16 protein-coding genes and 2 pseudogenes are annotated in these 13,971 nt (G+C 69.3%); 2 read left to right on the forward strand and 16 right to left on the reverse strand.

Going from position 1 to position 13,971, the window contains the following annotated elements:
• Positions 1-3: 3 nt before the first annotated feature.
• The 4 genes and pseudogenes from IPG68_14790 to IPG68_14805 all read right to left on the reverse strand — a co-directional run bounded on the left by IPG68_14790 (position 4) and on the right by IPG68_14805 (position 3,287).
• A complete protein-coding gene (locus tag IPG68_14790; GenBank protein ID MBK6764445.1) occupies positions 4-855 on the reverse strand; it encodes a hypothetical protein in 852 nt (283 codons plus the stop codon).
• On the reverse strand, positions 840-1,991 hold the full coding sequence (locus tag IPG68_14795; protein ID MBK6764446.1) for a PH domain-containing protein: 1,152 nt from the start codon (positions 1,989-1,991) through the stop codon (positions 840-842). The genes IPG68_14790 and IPG68_14795 overlap by 16 nt, the downstream gene beginning before the upstream one ends.
• Positions 1,992-2,154: 163 nt before the next feature.
• A complete protein-coding gene (locus IPG68_14800; GenBank protein MBK6764447.1) occupies positions 2,155-2,655 on the reverse strand; it encodes a PH domain-containing protein in 501 nt (166 codons plus the stop codon).
• Positions 2,586-3,287: pseudogene (locus IPG68_14805) on the reverse strand (OsmC family protein). Before IPG68_14805 ends, IPG68_14800 begins: the two are co-directional and overlap by 70 nt.
• Before the next feature lie 87 nt (positions 3,288-3,374).
• Here IPG68_14805 and IPG68_14810 point away from each other — a divergent pair.
• Positions 3,375-4,385, forward strand: coding sequence for an NADH-quinone oxidoreductase subunit D (locus tag IPG68_14810; GenBank protein MBK6764448.1), 1,011 nt, complete (start codon positions 3,375-3,377; stop codon positions 4,383-4,385).
• Positions 4,386-4,387: 2 nt separating this feature from the next.
• On the opposite strand, the gene IPG68_14815 is transcribed toward IPG68_14810, so the two are convergent.
• From IPG68_14815 to IPG68_14825, 3 genes are read right to left on the reverse strand one after another with little or no spacing between them, the layout of a single operon-like run.
• On the reverse strand, positions 4,388-5,335 hold the full coding sequence (locus IPG68_14815) for an ABC transporter substrate-binding protein (GenBank protein MBK6764449.1): 948 nt from the start codon (positions 5,333-5,335) through the stop codon (positions 4,388-4,390).
• A 48-nt stretch (positions 5,336-5,383) separates the two neighbouring features.
• Entirely contained in the window at positions 5,384-6,088 is a 705-nt protein-coding gene (locus IPG68_14820; GenBank protein MBK6764450.1) for an ABC transporter permease, read from the reverse strand.
• A complete protein-coding gene (locus tag IPG68_14825) occupies positions 6,088-6,753 on the reverse strand; it encodes an ABC transporter permease (protein MBK6764451.1) in 666 nt (221 codons plus the stop codon). Before IPG68_14825 ends, IPG68_14820 begins: the two co-directional genes overlap by 1 nt.
• 139 nt (positions 6,754-6,892) lie before the next feature.
• Here IPG68_14825 and IPG68_14830 point away from each other — a divergent pair, with 139 nt between their 5' ends.
• Positions 6,893-7,840, forward strand: a complete 948-nt coding sequence (locus tag IPG68_14830; protein ID MBK6764452.1) for an ATP-binding cassette domain-containing protein — start codon at positions 6,893-6,895, stop codon at positions 7,838-7,840.
• 17 nt (positions 7,841-7,857) lie between these two features.
• Here the strand turns inward: IPG68_14830 and IPG68_14835 are convergent, their stop codons facing one another.
• The 9 genes and pseudogenes from IPG68_14835 to IPG68_14875 all read right to left on the reverse strand — a co-directional run.
• Positions 7,858-8,142, reverse strand: a complete 285-nt coding sequence (locus tag IPG68_14835; GenBank protein MBK6764453.1) for a hypothetical protein — start codon at positions 8,140-8,142, stop codon at positions 7,858-7,860.
• A gap of 9 nt (positions 8,143-8,151) precedes the next feature.
• Complete coding sequence (locus IPG68_14840) at positions 8,152-8,652, reverse strand: DUF3180 domain-containing protein (protein ID MBK6764454.1); 501 nt, start codon at positions 8,650-8,652, stop codon at positions 8,152-8,154.
• Positions 8,649-9,146, reverse strand: a complete 498-nt coding sequence (folK, locus tag IPG68_14845) for a 2-amino-4-hydroxy-6-hydroxymethyldihydropteridine diphosphokinase (protein MBK6764455.1) — start codon at positions 9,144-9,146, stop codon at positions 8,649-8,651. Before folK ends, IPG68_14840 begins: the two co-directional genes overlap by 4 nt.
• Entirely contained in the window at positions 9,143-9,496 is a 354-nt protein-coding gene (gene folB / locus IPG68_14850; protein MBK6764456.1) for a dihydroneopterin aldolase, read from the reverse strand. The genes folK and folB overlap by 4 nt, the downstream gene beginning before the upstream one ends.
• Positions 9,493-10,285 (reverse strand): annotated as a pseudogene (gene folP / locus IPG68_14855) (dihydropteroate synthase). The gene folB and the pseudogene folP overlap by 4 nt, the downstream one beginning before the upstream one ends.
• Before the next feature lie 8 nt (positions 10,286-10,293).
• A complete protein-coding gene (folE, locus tag IPG68_14860; GenBank protein MBK6764457.1) occupies positions 10,294-10,896 on the reverse strand; it encodes a GTP cyclohydrolase I FolE in 603 nt (200 codons plus the stop codon).
• A gap of 77 nt (positions 10,897-10,973) precedes the next feature.
• Positions 10,974-12,929: an ATP-dependent zinc metalloprotease FtsH gene (gene ftsH, locus IPG68_14865; GenBank protein ID MBK6764458.1), complete on the reverse strand. Its 1,956-nt coding sequence runs from the start codon at positions 12,927-12,929 to the stop codon at positions 10,974-10,976.
• 158 nt (positions 12,930-13,087) lie between these two features.
• Entirely contained in the window at positions 13,088-13,639 is a 552-nt protein-coding gene (hpt, locus tag IPG68_14870) for a hypoxanthine phosphoribosyltransferase (GenBank protein MBK6764459.1), read from the reverse strand.
• Positions 13,629-13,971: TilS substrate-binding domain-containing protein (locus IPG68_14875; protein ID MBK6764460.1), on the reverse strand; the 343-nt coding region annotated here is incomplete at its 5' end. The genes hpt and IPG68_14875, both read right to left, overlap by 11 nt.

Here is a 13,971-nt window from a genome sequence, read left to right on the forward strand (position 1 = left end):
GGATCACTCCCCGATGTACCGATCTCTCCCGGGTGGCGTCTCGGGCCGGTCGGTGATCAACCACTGGAAGGCCCCGAGCCCCGAGCGGTCACGCAGCACGGCCAGTTCGGCGCGGTCGGCGAAGGTCTCCACAACGGCATCCGCGAGGATGCGGTGCTGCGGCACGATGCGTCCCCCGGCGCGTGCCCGCAGGGCGCGGAACTCGACCCCCGCGCTGATGTCGGTGCCACCGTCCGGCCGCGCGGGTACTCGACGGCCGGCGCGATGACCGACCGGATCGCTGCGGGGGTAGTCCACCGCGATCGCTTCCCCGACCGACACCGCGGAGACGATGCGCGACCAGGCCTCGTCGCGCCGGCGGCCACCGGGCCCGTCGCCCCAGACGGCCGCCCACTGCAGATCACCGGGCTGCGCCGCCGGCCCCGGCCGGCCCGCCACGGTCAGCGTCCGGCCAGCGTGCACGACATCGGCCGGGATGTCGTCGAGGAACTCGTGGGCGAACACCAGACCCTCGACCTGCGGCAAGCAGTCCGGTGCCCGGCCCTGGATCCAGCGGACCGGCAACGGCAACTCCGGCCGTGGGCGCACATCGACACCGATCAGCCGATCGGCCGGGAATCCCAGGTCCTGCAACTGCCGCAGCAACCTGCCACCGCCGGCGCCGACATCCACGATCCACGGCCGGTCGATCCCGTGGCGGGCTGCGGCCGCCCGGCACCGCTGCAGTACGAGCCGCGCGACGTGGTCACCGAGGTCGATGCTGGTGGTGAAATGCCGGTGCGCCGGCACATGCGGGGAGAAGGCGACTTCGTGTGTCCAGGCCATGGCCTGGGCCCAGGTCAATCGCGCATCCACCGCGTGCTCTTGTCGGAGGCTCGTGCCGCCCGCATGTGCCCGACCTCCTCACCGAGCAGCTCCTGGCACTGCTGCAGACCGAAGTGCGGCCACACCGCGTCGATGCGACCCGGCGGCAGGTCGAGGTGGACACTGGCCAGGCCCAGGCTGCGCTCCCACAGCCCCTGCGTGAGTCGCACGGACTGCACGCGGGCATGGTCCACGACCTGCAAGCGCCGGGTCACCCGGCCGCGGCGCAGGACCGCGATCCGTGGATCGGCACCCGCGGCCAGCTGGCGCCACTGGATCCACGCACGGCGGCGCACTTGAGCCACTGGGGCGGTCATGGGGACGCCACCGGGGTCCGCGCCGGGGAGCACCCGCCGGAACAGGTCCTCAGCGACCTCGCGCGGGGCGACCGGCAGCAGCACGGCCTCGGTGCCAGCCTCGTCATCGCTCTTGGTCAGTCCGGCGACGGTGACGTGAAGGCGCACCCACCCCCGGCGCCGCCACAGCAGCGGCTCCTCGAACTCGACCGCGCACACGCGCCCGGGCGGGATGGTCCGGGCCTGCGTCTGCAGCAACCCGTGGCGCAGCCGGATGCCGTCCGGCGAGTCGGCCACGGTGAAGTTGTAGAGCCGGGTGAACTCGGTGACGACCATGGCCAGCGGCACGCCACCCAGCAGGACGGTGAACAGCCCCGTCCAACCGTTGAGCACCACCGTGGACACGACGATCAGCACGGTGAGAAGCAGCAGGAGCACGGTGACTGCCCGCAACAGCAGCGAGACCAACAGATCCTTCGTGGGCACCACGAGCAAGGGCGCCTCGGGCGCCTCCCCGACGTCGTGTTGCAGACCGGCAGCACGGGCCAGGATCTCGCTGCGCAAGGACTCGGCCTCGGCCATGGTCAGGTACTGCAGATCGGCGCGGGAGTCACCGGCACCCGCCACCTCGATGCGCAGCGCCGCGAATCCGAAGACCCGGGCCACCAGTGGTCGGTTGACGTCCACCGTCTGCAGGCGGGACAACTGCAGTCGCCGCTCCTGCTGGAAGATCACGCCGGACTGCACCCGCAGGTCGCCGTCGTCATCGAACCAGAATGCCAGGCGCCGATAGGCCAAGAACTCGTAGCCGAGTGCGACCACCGCGATCATGAGCGTGACCCCCAGCAGTCCGAGAACCCCCAGTGGCTTGGACAGCAGCGCCTGACCCCGGCGATCAGCACGCCGACGAACAGCGCCGGCAAGTACGTGGACACGCGGACGAGAGGCGTCACCGGGTGGACGTGCCGCCGCCCGCCTTGGGTGTCCGGTGCGCTCACAACCCCGCCGACCTCTGCTCGCCCTTCGCGGCCAACCGGTCGCGCAGTTCGGCGGCGACGTCGGGGGACAGACCGGGAATGGCCGCATCGGATGTGGCCGACGCGGTGTGCAACTGGACGGACACCAGGCCGAACGCCCGGTCGATGGGCCCGGCCTTGACGTCGACGAACTGCAGCCTGCCGTAGGGCACGACCACCAGTCGCCGGAACCAGATGCCGCTGGCGACCACCAGATCGTCGGTACGTTCGGCGTAGCCCCAGGAACGCACCCGGCGCCCGATCCAGGGCCAGCCGATCACCAGCAGCGCCACCGCCGCCGCCGCGATCGCCGGGGCGACCCACACGGGGGCGCCCGCGAAGGCCACGACTGCGGCCGCGACCAGTATCCCGGCCACGAACATGCCGAGGATCAACCGGCGGGCGGTGATCAACTTGGGCGACAGGGATTGCCAGGTATCCCCTTCGGGCCGGAACGCCACATCCACCTTGGAGGCCATGCCCCGAGTCTAGATCGCCCGCCGGTCGACATATCGGAGTCCGACGCGTCGCGATCGCTGACTCCACGCCCTGCGACCGCGGGCTGGGCACCCTTTGGCCTTCTTTGGCGAACCCTGGCGGGTGGGGCGTCACCGCGCCTCATCACCACAGTCGGTGGGTGGCGAAGGCTCTGGCCGCCGACGCAGTAGCGTCCCGTTGATCGTCCGAGGCGCTCGAGCACCGCGTCGGTGATGTCCGCGCCGACCGTCGCGGTGATCGTGATCGGGGCGACACCGACGTCCACTGTGCGGTCCACCCCGAGAGTGTCACGAGCGTCGAAATGACCCTCGGCCACCAGGTGGACTGTTCCCAGGTCCAGATCCATCGCGGTGGCGACGCTGCGCAGCGTCACACCCACGCACGCGACCAGCGCCTCGAGGAGCATGTCCCCGGAGCAGGCGTCCCCACCGGAGCCGCCGGACGGCTGGATGCAGACCGGCACGCACGGGCCCCGCCATGGTTTCGACGGTGCACGTGATGCCCTCGTCGCGGAAGTCACCAACGGCGTGCAATGGTGTGGTGGCTGCTGAGGGATCTGCGAGGTAGCGTTCACGAAGGGTGCCTGCAGGGCGCGCAGTGCCTGCCTGTCCATGCGCGAGATGCCAGGCGGCGCAGGCGAGGCACGTCCACTTGCTGGGCGGCCACGCCCTGGGCCCTCGCTTCTGGCAGCATGCGGTCCGTGGACCTGCTCGACGTGCCCCTGCCGGCGTCGCATCCCGCCGGACACGGCCTGCTGCGGATCCGCGGCACCGTGCACGACGGGATGATCGAACGCGCCGAGGTCGTCACCGGCCTGATGCATCGCGGCGCGGAGAAGCTGTTCGAGTCCCGGGACTACCGGCAGATCCTCTCGCTGGCCAACCGCCATGACTGGCTCAGCAGTTTCGACGGCGAACTGACGGCGGCGCAGGTCATGGAGAAGGCCCTCGGTATCTCTGTCCCGCCACGAGCACAGGCCCTGCGCACGCTGCTCAGCGAGGTCTGCCGGATCAACCACCACCTGTACTGGCTCGCCGAGACCATCGCGGCCCTCGGCGGCGACGCGGATGAACTGCGGCGGACCCGGGCCGGCCTGACCAGGGCGCTGGACCTGGCCACCGGCGCACGCATGCACCTGATGATCGTGCGCATCGGTGGACTGAGCATGGATGTCGACGATGCCTGGCGCGAGAGTCTGCCGCGGGTTGATGTGTCAGGGTGCCTCGACGTGGTGGCCGGGCGGCTGGCCGGGGTGGCGGTGCTGTCCCGGCAACAGGCCGTGGCGCACGCGTCCAGCGGCGTCGTGGCCCGGGCCAGTGGCTGGGACCGCGATCTGCGCACCCACGTCCGGCACGTCGTCCATCAAGAGGGTGACGCGCTGGCCCGGATGCAGTGCCTGGTCGACGAGATCGAGGTCTCGCAGCAGTACATCCACAGCACCGGGCTGCCCGCCGGGGAGATCGACACGAGACTGCCGCGCACCATCCGGCTGCCGGAGGGCGAGTACTACGGCGCCGGTGAGACCGGTTCGGGCGTCAACGGCTGGTGGATCGTCTCCACCGGGGATGCCGTGCCGTGGCGGATGAAGATGCGCACGGCGAGCTTCAACAACGCTGCAGCACTCGGGGCGTGCCTGCCCGGCACGTCGGTCGGCGATCTGCCCGTCGCCCTGATGAGCTTCCTGCTCGTCGCGGGCGACCTGGACAAGTAGACCTACAGCAGACCGTTCTCCGTCAGCCAGTTCTTCGCCACCGTCTCCGGCTTCTGCCGGTCGATCTCGACCTGCTCGTTGAGTTGCTGCAGTTCATCGGTGGTCAGCGCGGCCGACAACGGGTCCAGCGCCTGCGTGATCGTGTCGGTCACCGCGTCGCTGTTCAGCGCCGGGAGGATGTTCTCCGCGGTCTGCAGACCCTTGTCGTCCTCGAGCACGACGAGGTTGTTCGCCGCGACCGATCCGGAGGACGAGAACACCAGGCCGACGTTCACCTTGCCCTGGTTGAGAGCCTGGATGGTCAGCGGACCACCGGCGTCCAGCGGCACGAACGAGCCGACCGTGACGTCGTAGGTCTGCTCCAGGCCGGGCTGGCAGAACGGGCGCTTCGGGCACTCCGGCGGGCCACCGAGCGTGATCGGCGACTGCTGGGAGTAGGTGCCCAGCTGACTGAGGGTCTGCAGGTTGTTCTGGGTGGCGAAGTCCTGGGTCACCGCGAACGAGTTCTGATCCTGCGCCGCCGACGGGGTCAGCAGCGTGAGCCCCTGCTGTTCGGCGAGCGCCTGCGCCGCGTCGAACGTCGCCTGGGTGTCACCACTGGCCACCTGCTCGGCGTCCGGGCCGTTGACCTCTTTGTTCAGGAACTCCGTCAGGCTCCCCAAGTACTCCGGGGTCAGCTGGATCTCGCCCTTCTCCAGCGCCGGCACGATCACCTCGCGGGTCGTCAACTCCTTGATGGAGGCGTCGATCCCCTTGGCCTGCAGCACCTGCTGGTACATCGACGCCAGGATCTTGGTCTCGGAGAAGTTCGTGGTGGCGATGGTGACGGGCGCGCCACCCTCCGAGGGGGAGGCGCTGCTGTCGGTCTCACCGCCTCCGGAGCTGCAGGCCGCCAGCACAACGGCACCAGCGGCGAAGAGGGCGAATCGGGACATCCGGCGCGCAGTCATGCAGACATCCAACCACACCCGCCGGACACGCACGACGGTTCTGCCAGGTCAGTGTCCGGCGACCGGGAGTTCCTGCATTTCCACCTCGGCGGTGCTCTGCTGACGCAGTCCTCTGGGGGTGACGAATCGCTGTCCGACTGCCAGCAGCAGTTCGGCCACAACGGCCAATCCTGCGGTAAGGATGGCCCCGGCGATGATCAGCGTGTTGTCCTGCAGGGCGAACCCGTCGACGACGTAGCGCCCGAGGCCCCCACTACCGACCAGCGCGGCCAGTGAGGCGGTGGCCACCACCTGCACAGTGGCGGTGCGGATGCCCGCGGCGATGAGGGGGACGGCCAGCGGGATCTCGACGCGCGCCAGGATGCCCAGGCCGCCCATCCCCATACCGCGGGCGGCATCGCGCACCTCGTCGTCCACCCCCGCCAGGCCGGTGTACGTGTTGGTCAGCACCGGAGGGATGGCAAACAGGGCCAGGGCCAGGATCGCGGCCAGGTTGCCGATGCCGATCTCAGGGATCGAGGCCAGGATCGTCAGCACCCCCAGCGTCGGGATGGCGCGGCCGACGTTGCCGATGTTGGTCGCAAGGAAGAAGCCCTTGCGCAGGTGGCCCAGGGTGAGCGCGATGGGGAGCGCGATCACCAGCGCGATGGCCATGGCCAGCAGGCTGATCTGGATCTGCTGCCACGTGCGCACGGGGATGCCGTTCTCGCCGGACCAGTTGGCCGGGTCCAGGAACCAGTCGAGCACTGCCATCAGGTGGCCTGCTTCCGCGCCCAGGGAACCGTGAACCGTTCCACCGCCAGCAGCAGCACCTCGAAGACCACGGCCAGCAACACACAGCACAGCGTGGCGGTGAAGATCTCCGCGTGCCAGAAGTTGTTCTGGAAACCCGACAGGATCAGCATGCCGAAGCCGCCGTAGCCCACCAGCGCGCCGATGGTCACCATGCCGACCGTGCTCACGGTGGCGATCCGGATGCCGGCCAGGATGGTGGGCAGGGCCAGCGGGATGGAGACCCGGGTGGTGACCTGCCGGGGCGTCAGGCCCATCCCCGTGGCGGCATCGAGCACATCCCCGGGCACCTCGTCCAGGCCCACCACGATGTTGCGCAACACGACGAGCAGGCCGTAGACCGCCAACGCGATGATGACCGTCCAGGGGCTGAGCCCGAAGACCGGCCACAGCAGCGAGATCAGGGCCAGTGACGGGATCGTGTAGAGCACGCCGGAGAGCCCGAGCACCGGACCTGACAGGGTCGGCACCTTGCGCACCAGCACGGCCAGCGGGATCGCCAGGATGATCGCCAGCGCGACAGCACCGACCGTGAGCATGACGTGTTCCTTGCCGGCGGCGACCAGGGTGTCCCAGTTGTCCTGAACGTAGCTCCAGGACAACCACGGGTTGCTCGCCGCAGCCATCGTCGTCGGCATGGCCCGACCGTAACGCAGAGCGCGCGCGTTCCCCGGCTGGAATGCGGAGAACGCGCGCATGAGTTGCCGGTTCGGCACCGTCTCGTGGTGGGTGCCCCAGCGGAGGTTCTGCGCTACGGTCGCAGCCATGATCTCCCTGCAGGACGTGACCAAGCAGTACCCCGATGGCACGGTCGCGGTCCACGACCTCACACTCGAGGTCGACGAGGGATTCATCTGCGCGCTCGTAGGGCCGTCCGGGTGCGGCAAGACGACCACGATGCGCATGATCAACCGCCTCATCGAGCCCACCAGTGGCACTATCCGGGTGGCCGGTGAGGACGTCACGGCGATGGACGTCCAGCAGTTGCGCCGGCGCATCGGCTATGTGATCCAGAACGCCGGGCTGTTCCCGCATTACACGGTGCGCCGCAACGTCGCCACCGTCTGCCGGTTGCTGGGGTGGGACAAGGCCCGGATCGACGCCCGGGTCGACGAGATGCTGGACCTGGTCGACCTGGAGCCAGGGACGTTCGGCGACCGCTACCCCCATCAGCTGTCCGGCGGGCAGCGGCAGCGGGTGGGGGTGGCGCGGGCGCTGGCCGCCGACCCGCCCGTCCTGCTCATGGACGAGCCGTTCGGCGCCGTCGACCCGATCGCGCGGGAGCGCCTGCAGGACGAGTTCCTGGCGTTGCACCAGCGCGTCCGCAAGACCGTGGTGCTGGTCACCCACGACGTCGACGAGGCAGTCAAACTCGGCGACCGGATCGCAGTTATGCGGCAAGGGGGTTACCTCGAGCAGTTCGACCGGCCCGCCGTCGTGCTCGGCTTCCCCACCAGCGACTTCGTGGCCGACTTCGTCGGGTCCGACCGCGCGATCAAGCGCCTGCGGGTCAGCCCCATCCCCCTCGAGGCACTCGGGGAGCAGACCATCGCCCCCTCGGCCGGCATCATCGACGTGCCGCAGGACGCCAGCCTCTACGACCTGCTGGCCGCCACGTTGCAGGCAGATTCCGGTACGGCTCGGGTGACCCCGGTCGGCAAGGCCGTGCGGGTGGGGGACATCGACCGGTTGATGCAGGCATCGCGGCCCTGAGCCGGCCCTGAAGGCCCCTAGCCCTGCCCGTGCTCCCGCAGGTAGGTGGCGAACCGCGCCACGAACAGCGGCTCGAGTTCGGCCACCTGGTCCTGGCCGAACGCCTCTTTCGCTGCGTTGATCAAGCCCACCAGCGACCCGGAGATGTCGCCGAGCGACCCACCCTCGTCAGAGACGTTCTCCAGCGACCGGGTGTGTGTGAGCAGGTCGTAGAAGAAACCGATGTCGTGACGCTTCTCCGCCAGGTCGAACGCCCGGTGGCGCAGTTCGTCGTACGGAAGGTCTTCGAGAGCCTCGGCCATGTCCCGACTCTAGCCGACGCGTGGGTGCACCCAATCAGCCGCGGAGTCAGCATCGCTGGAGCCGTCATCATCATCGTCGGAATCAGTCGTGATGCGGCAGATGCGCTCCAGCCACAGCGCTGCGGCGACCACCAGCAACCCCGCCACCACCGCGACCAACGACGCCAATCCGCGCTGCCGCGCTGCCTCGATCCACCATTGCCCAACGAACCACACGAGGAATCCGGCGTACACCCCGGTCGCCATCGCACCGGTGCGCGACGCGGCCATGGCCAGGGCAGCGGTACGCGCGGCCACGAAGGGATCCACCCTGCCTTCGCGCAGCCGTCGGCGCGTCCCGAAGGCCCAGAACACCAGCGCCACTGCCAGGATCACCAGAGTGGCCGGAGCCGTCCACGGGACGGGGACGCTGCGCCCGGCGATGCGGTCGACCATGTCCGCCACCACCCAGCCGGCGACGGCGCTGACGACCCCCAGAGTCACGAGCAGGCGGGCACTGGTCGGAGTCACGGTTCCACTGTACGCAGCAAGGGGCCGATCCGGCGAACACCGTCGCGGGCCATCCCGGCTGCCACTCCGGCCACGGAACGTGCGTCGGGCAGAAGGAAATCCGGATCGATCTGCGCCCAGGGGATCATCACGAAACCCCTGTCCATCGCGCGGGGGTGCGGCAGTGTGAGCACCGGGTCGGCGCTGACCTGCTGCCCGTACGCCAGCACGTCCACGTCCAGAGTCCTGGCCCCCCACCGGACCTCGCGCGTGCGGCCCTTGCCCTGCTCCGCCCGCTGTGCCGCGGCCAGTACCTCCGCGGGCGGCACCGAGGTCTCCACGACCACCACCGCGTTGTAGTACTCGGGCTGTTCGGGGCCTCCCACTGGATCGGTCTCATACACGTCCGAGACGGCGACAACGTTGCCGAGCGTGGCGAGTTCGGCCACTGCGTACCGCAACGCGGCCAGGCGGTCGCCCAGGTTGGCCCCGATCGACAGCGCGACCCGTGTCACCTCGTGATCCGCACGGTCACGTCGTCGAAGACCTCCGTGACCGGCGCGTAGGGCTTGTGCACCGTGATGGTGACCTGCTCGACCCCGTCGAACTCCTTGACCCGCTGCGCCAGCGCGGCGGCCAGCGCCTCGATCAACTGGAACGGCTCACCGCTGACGATGGCCGCCACCTCGCTGGCCACGGTCCCGTAGTCCACGGTGTGATGCAGGTCGTCGGTCTCACCGGCCAGGGTGGTGTCCACCTGCATGTCGACGTCGACGATGAAGGTCTGCCCCAACTGCTGCTCGAAGTCCAGGACGCCGTGACGACCCCGCACCCGGATACCCTGCACGCTGATCGTGTCTTTCATCGCGCCTCCTGCCACGCCCTGGCGACGCGCACGGCATCGCAACTACCCGGCACATCGTGCACCCTGACCCCCCAGACGCCCTGGGCCGCCGCGAGCGCGCTAACGGCTGCGGTGGCCGTGTCCCGCCCAGTGGGCTCCCGGGGAAGTCCCCTCGGCCAGCAACTCACCGATGAAGCGCTTGCGGGACGCGCCGAGCAGGACCCGCGGTCCGATGGCCACCAGTCGCGCGACACCGGCCAGCAACTGCCAGTTGTGGTGCGGCTGCTTGGCGAAGCCCAGGCCGGGATCGAGGATGACTCGGTCGGCCGGGATGCCCGCGTCCAGGCAGGCCGCCAGCCGCACGTCCAACGCCTGCACGACGTCGGTGACCACATCGTCGTAGGCAGTGAAATCCTGCATGTGCTCGGAATGTGCGCGCCAGTGCATGGCCACGTACTGCACACCGAGGTCCGCCACCGCGGCCAGCATGTCCTCGTCGGCCAGACCGCCGCTGACGTCGTTGACCATCCCCGCGCCCGCGGCCACGCAGGCCCGGGCCACCGCAGCACGCGTGGTGTCGATGCTCACCGCGACCCCATAGTCGGCCAGGGCCGCGACCACCGGCACCACCCGCTCCAGTTCAGCCTCCAGGGACACCCGTTGCGCCCCGGGGCGGGTGGACTCCCCGCCGACGTCCACCCAAGCGGCACCGGCAGCGGCCATCGCGACCCCGGCGTCCACGGCATCCTCGAAGGATGCGAACCGGCCGCCGTCGCTGAACGAGTCGGGCGTGACGTTGAGCACGCCCATGACTATGGTCACCGACCCAGTATCAACGCCATGGCCTCGGCACGCGTGGCAGAGTCGCGCAACTGGCCCCGCACTGCGCTGGTCGTCGTCGTGGAGCCGGGCTTGCGGGTCCCGCGCATCGCCATGCACAAGTGTTCGGCCTCGATCACCACGATGACCCCCCGCGGCGTCAGGATCCCCTGCAGCGCGTCAGCGATCTGCGTGGTCAACCGCTCCTGGACCTGCGGGCGCTTGGCGTAGACGTCCACCAAGCGGGCGAGTTTGCTCAACCCCGTGATCCGGCCGTCCGGGGCGGGGATGTAGCCCACATGGGCCTTGCCGAAGAACGGCACCAGGTGGTGCTCGCAGTGGCTCCACACCTCGATGTCGCGGACCAGCACCAACTCGTCGTGTGCGAGGTCGAAGGTGGTGGTGAGGACGTCCTCCGGCGCTTGGCGCATGCCGGCGAAAACCTCCGCATACATGCGGGCGACGCGGGCCGGGGTGTCCCGCAGGCCGTCGCGCTCGGGGTCCTCCCCCACGGCGTACAGCAGTTCCCGGATGGCGGCCTCTGCGCGGGAATGGTCGAAGTCGGGGATCTCCCGGTCGGGCAGGCTGATCACATCGGTCATTGAACCAGTGTGGGGCAATCCGCGACCCCGCGCAGCGGGGCCACCCCGGGCTCAAGGCCATGAATGCGAGGTACTGCTCAGACCCCTTGCTCGGGGGTCGGCACACCGGCGCCCGAGCCGTTGCCGTTGGAGCCGGCCGGGTAGTCCACCGGGCCGCGCTCGTGGGGCTGGCGCCGGGCCGACCCGGTCCAGGCCGGCCGGGCCTCGCGCAGCCGCAGGTCCGCGAAGATCGAGGCGACCTGTTCCTTGTCCAGGGTCTCCTTCTCCAGCAACTCCACCACCAGCCGGTCGAGGATGTCGCGGTTGTCGAAGAGGATCTCGTAGGCCTCCTGGTGGGCCTGCTCGATCAGCGAACGCACCTCCTCGTCGATGGCCGCGGCGATCTCCTCGGAGTAGTCACGGACGTGCCCCATGTCCCGGCCCAGGAACACCTCGTTGTTCTCCTGGCCGTAACGGATGGCACCGAGCCGCTCGGTCATCCCGTACTGGGTGACCATCGCCCGCGCCACCGCGGTTGCCTTCTCGATGTCGTTGGAGGCGCCGGTGGTGGGGTCGTGGAAGACCATCTCCTCGGCGGCGCGACCACCGAGCATGTACGCCAACTGGTCGAGCATCTCGTTGCGCGTCGTGGAGTACTTCTCCTGATCGGGCAGCACCATCGTGTAGCCCAGCGCCCGCCCGCGGGGCAGGATCGTGATCTTGTGCACGGGGTCGCTGTTGGGCAGCGCCGCGGCCACCAGCGCGTGACCGCCCTCGTGGTAAGCGGTGATCCGCTTCTCCGACTCGTTCATCAGGCGGCTGCGCTTCTGCGGTCCGGCGACCACCCGGTCGATGGCCTCGTCGACCGCTTCCGGCGTGATCAGCGTGTCCCCGGACCGCGCTGTGAGCAGCGCCGCCTCATTGAGGACGTTGGCGAGGTCCGCCCCGGTGAAGCCCGGTGTCCGCCGTGCGATGTTCAGCAGGTCGATGCCGGGGGCGATGGGCTTGCCCTTGACGTGGACCTTGAGGATCTCCTCGCGGCCCTTGAGGTCCGGGCGCTCCACTGCGATCTGGCGGTCGAAACGGCCCGGGCGCAGCAGCGCGGGGTCGAGGATGTCGGGGCGGTTGGTCGCGGCGATGAGGATCACCCCGCCGGAGACGTCGAAGCCGTCCATCTCCACGAGCAACTGGTTGAGGGTCTGCTCGCGTTCGTCGTGACCACCGCCGAGCCCGGCGCCGCGGTGCCGGCCGACCGCATCGATCTCGTCGACGAACACGATGGCTGGGGCGTTGGCTTTGGCCTGCTCGAACAGGTCTCGCACACGCGAGGCGCCCACTCCGACGAACATCTCCACGAAGTCCGACCCGGAGATCGAGTAGAACGGCACGCCCGCCTCCCCGGCCACGGCGCGCGCCAGCAGGGTCTTGCCGGTCCCGGGCGGGCCGTACAGCAGCACGCCCTTGGGGATCTTGGCGCCGACCGCCTGGAACTTCGCGGGCTGGGCGAGGAACTCCTTGATCTCCTCGAGTTCCTCCACCGCCTCGTCCGCGCCGGCGACATCGGCGAACGTGGTCTGCGGCATGTCCTTGGTGATGACCTTGGCCTTCGACTTGCCGAAGTTCATGATCCGGGAGCCGCCGCCCTGCATCTGGCTCATGAAGAAGAACAGCAGGAGCACAATCAGGACGACCGGCAGCAGGGAGACGAGCAAGGTGACGAAGATGTTGTCGCGCGGGACCTCGACGGTGTACCCGTCGGGGAGTTGACCGGCGTCCTTCTTGGCCTGCAACTGGTTCTGCAGTTCCAGACCCTGGCCGGTGATGTACTCGGAGCGGACCTGACTGCCGTCCTGCAGGGTGAGTTCGATGCGCTGCTCGCGGTCGATGAGTTTGGCCTGCTTGGCCTGGTTCTGTTCGATGTAGTCGACGGCCTGCCACGTGTCGACGTCCTTGACGCCGCCCACACCGGACACCAGGCTGCTGCCGAGCAGCACGAGCAGTACTGCCAGCAGGATCCACAACAGCGGACCGCGCGCCACGCGCTTCATATTCATCACCTTGAGGATAGAACGGCCGGAACCCGTCCGCCCATTCCCATATGCCGAGCGCGGACCGGCTTCGCTCCCAGCGTACGTGTCCGGATTCGTCCAGCGCCATGGACCGCCGCGTGCGAGGCCCGCCCGGACCGGTCAGCAGGCCGAACCAGACGCGCTCACTCGTACACCGAGCGCGACAGCTTGGCCACGCAGTCGAGGTTGCGGTACTTCTCGGAGTAATCCAGGCCGTACCCGACCACGAAATCGTTGGGGATGTCGAAGCCGAGATAGCGCACGTCGACCTCGGTGCGCATCGCGTCGGGCTTGCGCAACAGGGTCAGGACCTCCACGCTGGCCGCCCCCCGCGACCGCAGGTTGCGCAACAGCCACGACAAGGTGAGCCCGGAGTCGAGGATGTCCTCCACGATGAGCACGTGGCGGCCACCGAGGTCGGTGTCGAGGTCCTTGAGGATCCGCACCACGCCCGAGCTGCGGGTACTGGAGCCGTAGGAACTGACGGCCATCCAGTCCATCTCGACGGGGATGGACAGCGCCCGCACGAAGTCGGCCACCACCATGACCGCACCCTTGAGGACACCGACGATCAGCAGGTTCTTCTCGCCGTAGTCGGCATCGACCTGCGCGGCGAGTTCGCACAGCCTGGTCTGCAACTCCTCTGCGGCGATGAGGACCCCTTCCAGGTCGCCGTCCACGTCCTCAGCGCGCAATGTCCCTCCCGGGTGCTCGGTGCAGGACCAGCCTGCCAGATTCCCGCGCCGCGCGAACCCCACCTGGAAGATCCACCGGCCCCTGGCCCCGCCAGCGGGTCACCAGAGCCTCGGCGGCGAGCAGGTGCTCGCGGGTCACGGCCGAGGGGGGGCACCCTGCGGACAGGGCGAGGCGCCGGACGACCCGCACCCGCACCGCGGAGGGCAGCTCGGCGAGCACGGCAACCTCCGCGCTGACCGGATCCGCCACCGGCACCTTCTGCGCCCAGGCGTCCAGCGCCGCGTTGTCCTCCCGCAGCGACGCTGCAGACCGGGCCAGTCCCAGCACCACC

It is taken from the genome of Micrococcales bacterium, assembly GCA_016703125.1.
GTDB lineage: Bacteria > Actinomycetota > Actinomycetes > S36-B12 > UBA10799 > JADKAV01.

Bases quoted from the DNA above. Each gene is read 5' to 3' on its own strand.
- IPG68_14795 (MBK6764446.1), bottom strand. From the start codon at position 1,991: ATGATCGCGGTGGTCGCACTCGGCTACGAGTTCTTGGCCTATCGGCGC.
- IPG68_14800 (MBK6764447.1), bottom strand. From the start codon at position 2,655: ATGGCCTCCAAGGTGGATGTGGCGTTCCGGCCCGAAGGGGATACCTGG.
- IPG68_14815 (MBK6764449.1), bottom strand. From the start codon at position 5,335: ATGACTGCGCGCCGGATGTCCCGATTCGCCCTCTTCGCCGCTGGTGCC.
- IPG68_14820 (MBK6764450.1), bottom strand. From the start codon at position 6,088: ATGGCAGTGCTCGACTGGTTCCTGGACCCGGCCAACTGGTCCGGCGAG.
- IPG68_14825 (MBK6764451.1), bottom strand. From the start codon at position 6,753: ATGGCTGCGGCGAGCAACCCGTGGTTGTCCTGGAGCTACGTTCAGGAC.
- IPG68_14830 (MBK6764452.1), top strand. From the start codon at position 6,893: ATGATCTCCCTGCAGGACGTGACCAAGCAGTACCCCGATGGCACGGTC.
- IPG68_14835 (MBK6764453.1), bottom strand. From the start codon at position 8,142: ATGGCCGAGGCTCTCGAAGACCTTCCGTACGACGAACTGCGCCACCGG.
- folB (MBK6764456.1), bottom strand. From the start codon at position 9,496: ATGAAAGACACGATCAGCGTGCAGGGTATCCGGGTGCGGGGTCGTCAC.
- folE (MBK6764457.1), bottom strand. From the start codon at position 10,896: ATGACCGATGTGATCAGCCTGCCCGACCGGGAGATCCCCGACTTCGAC.
- ftsH (MBK6764458.1), bottom strand. From the start codon at position 12,929: ATGAATATGAAGCGCGTGGCGCGCGGTCCGCTGTTGTGGATCCTGCTG.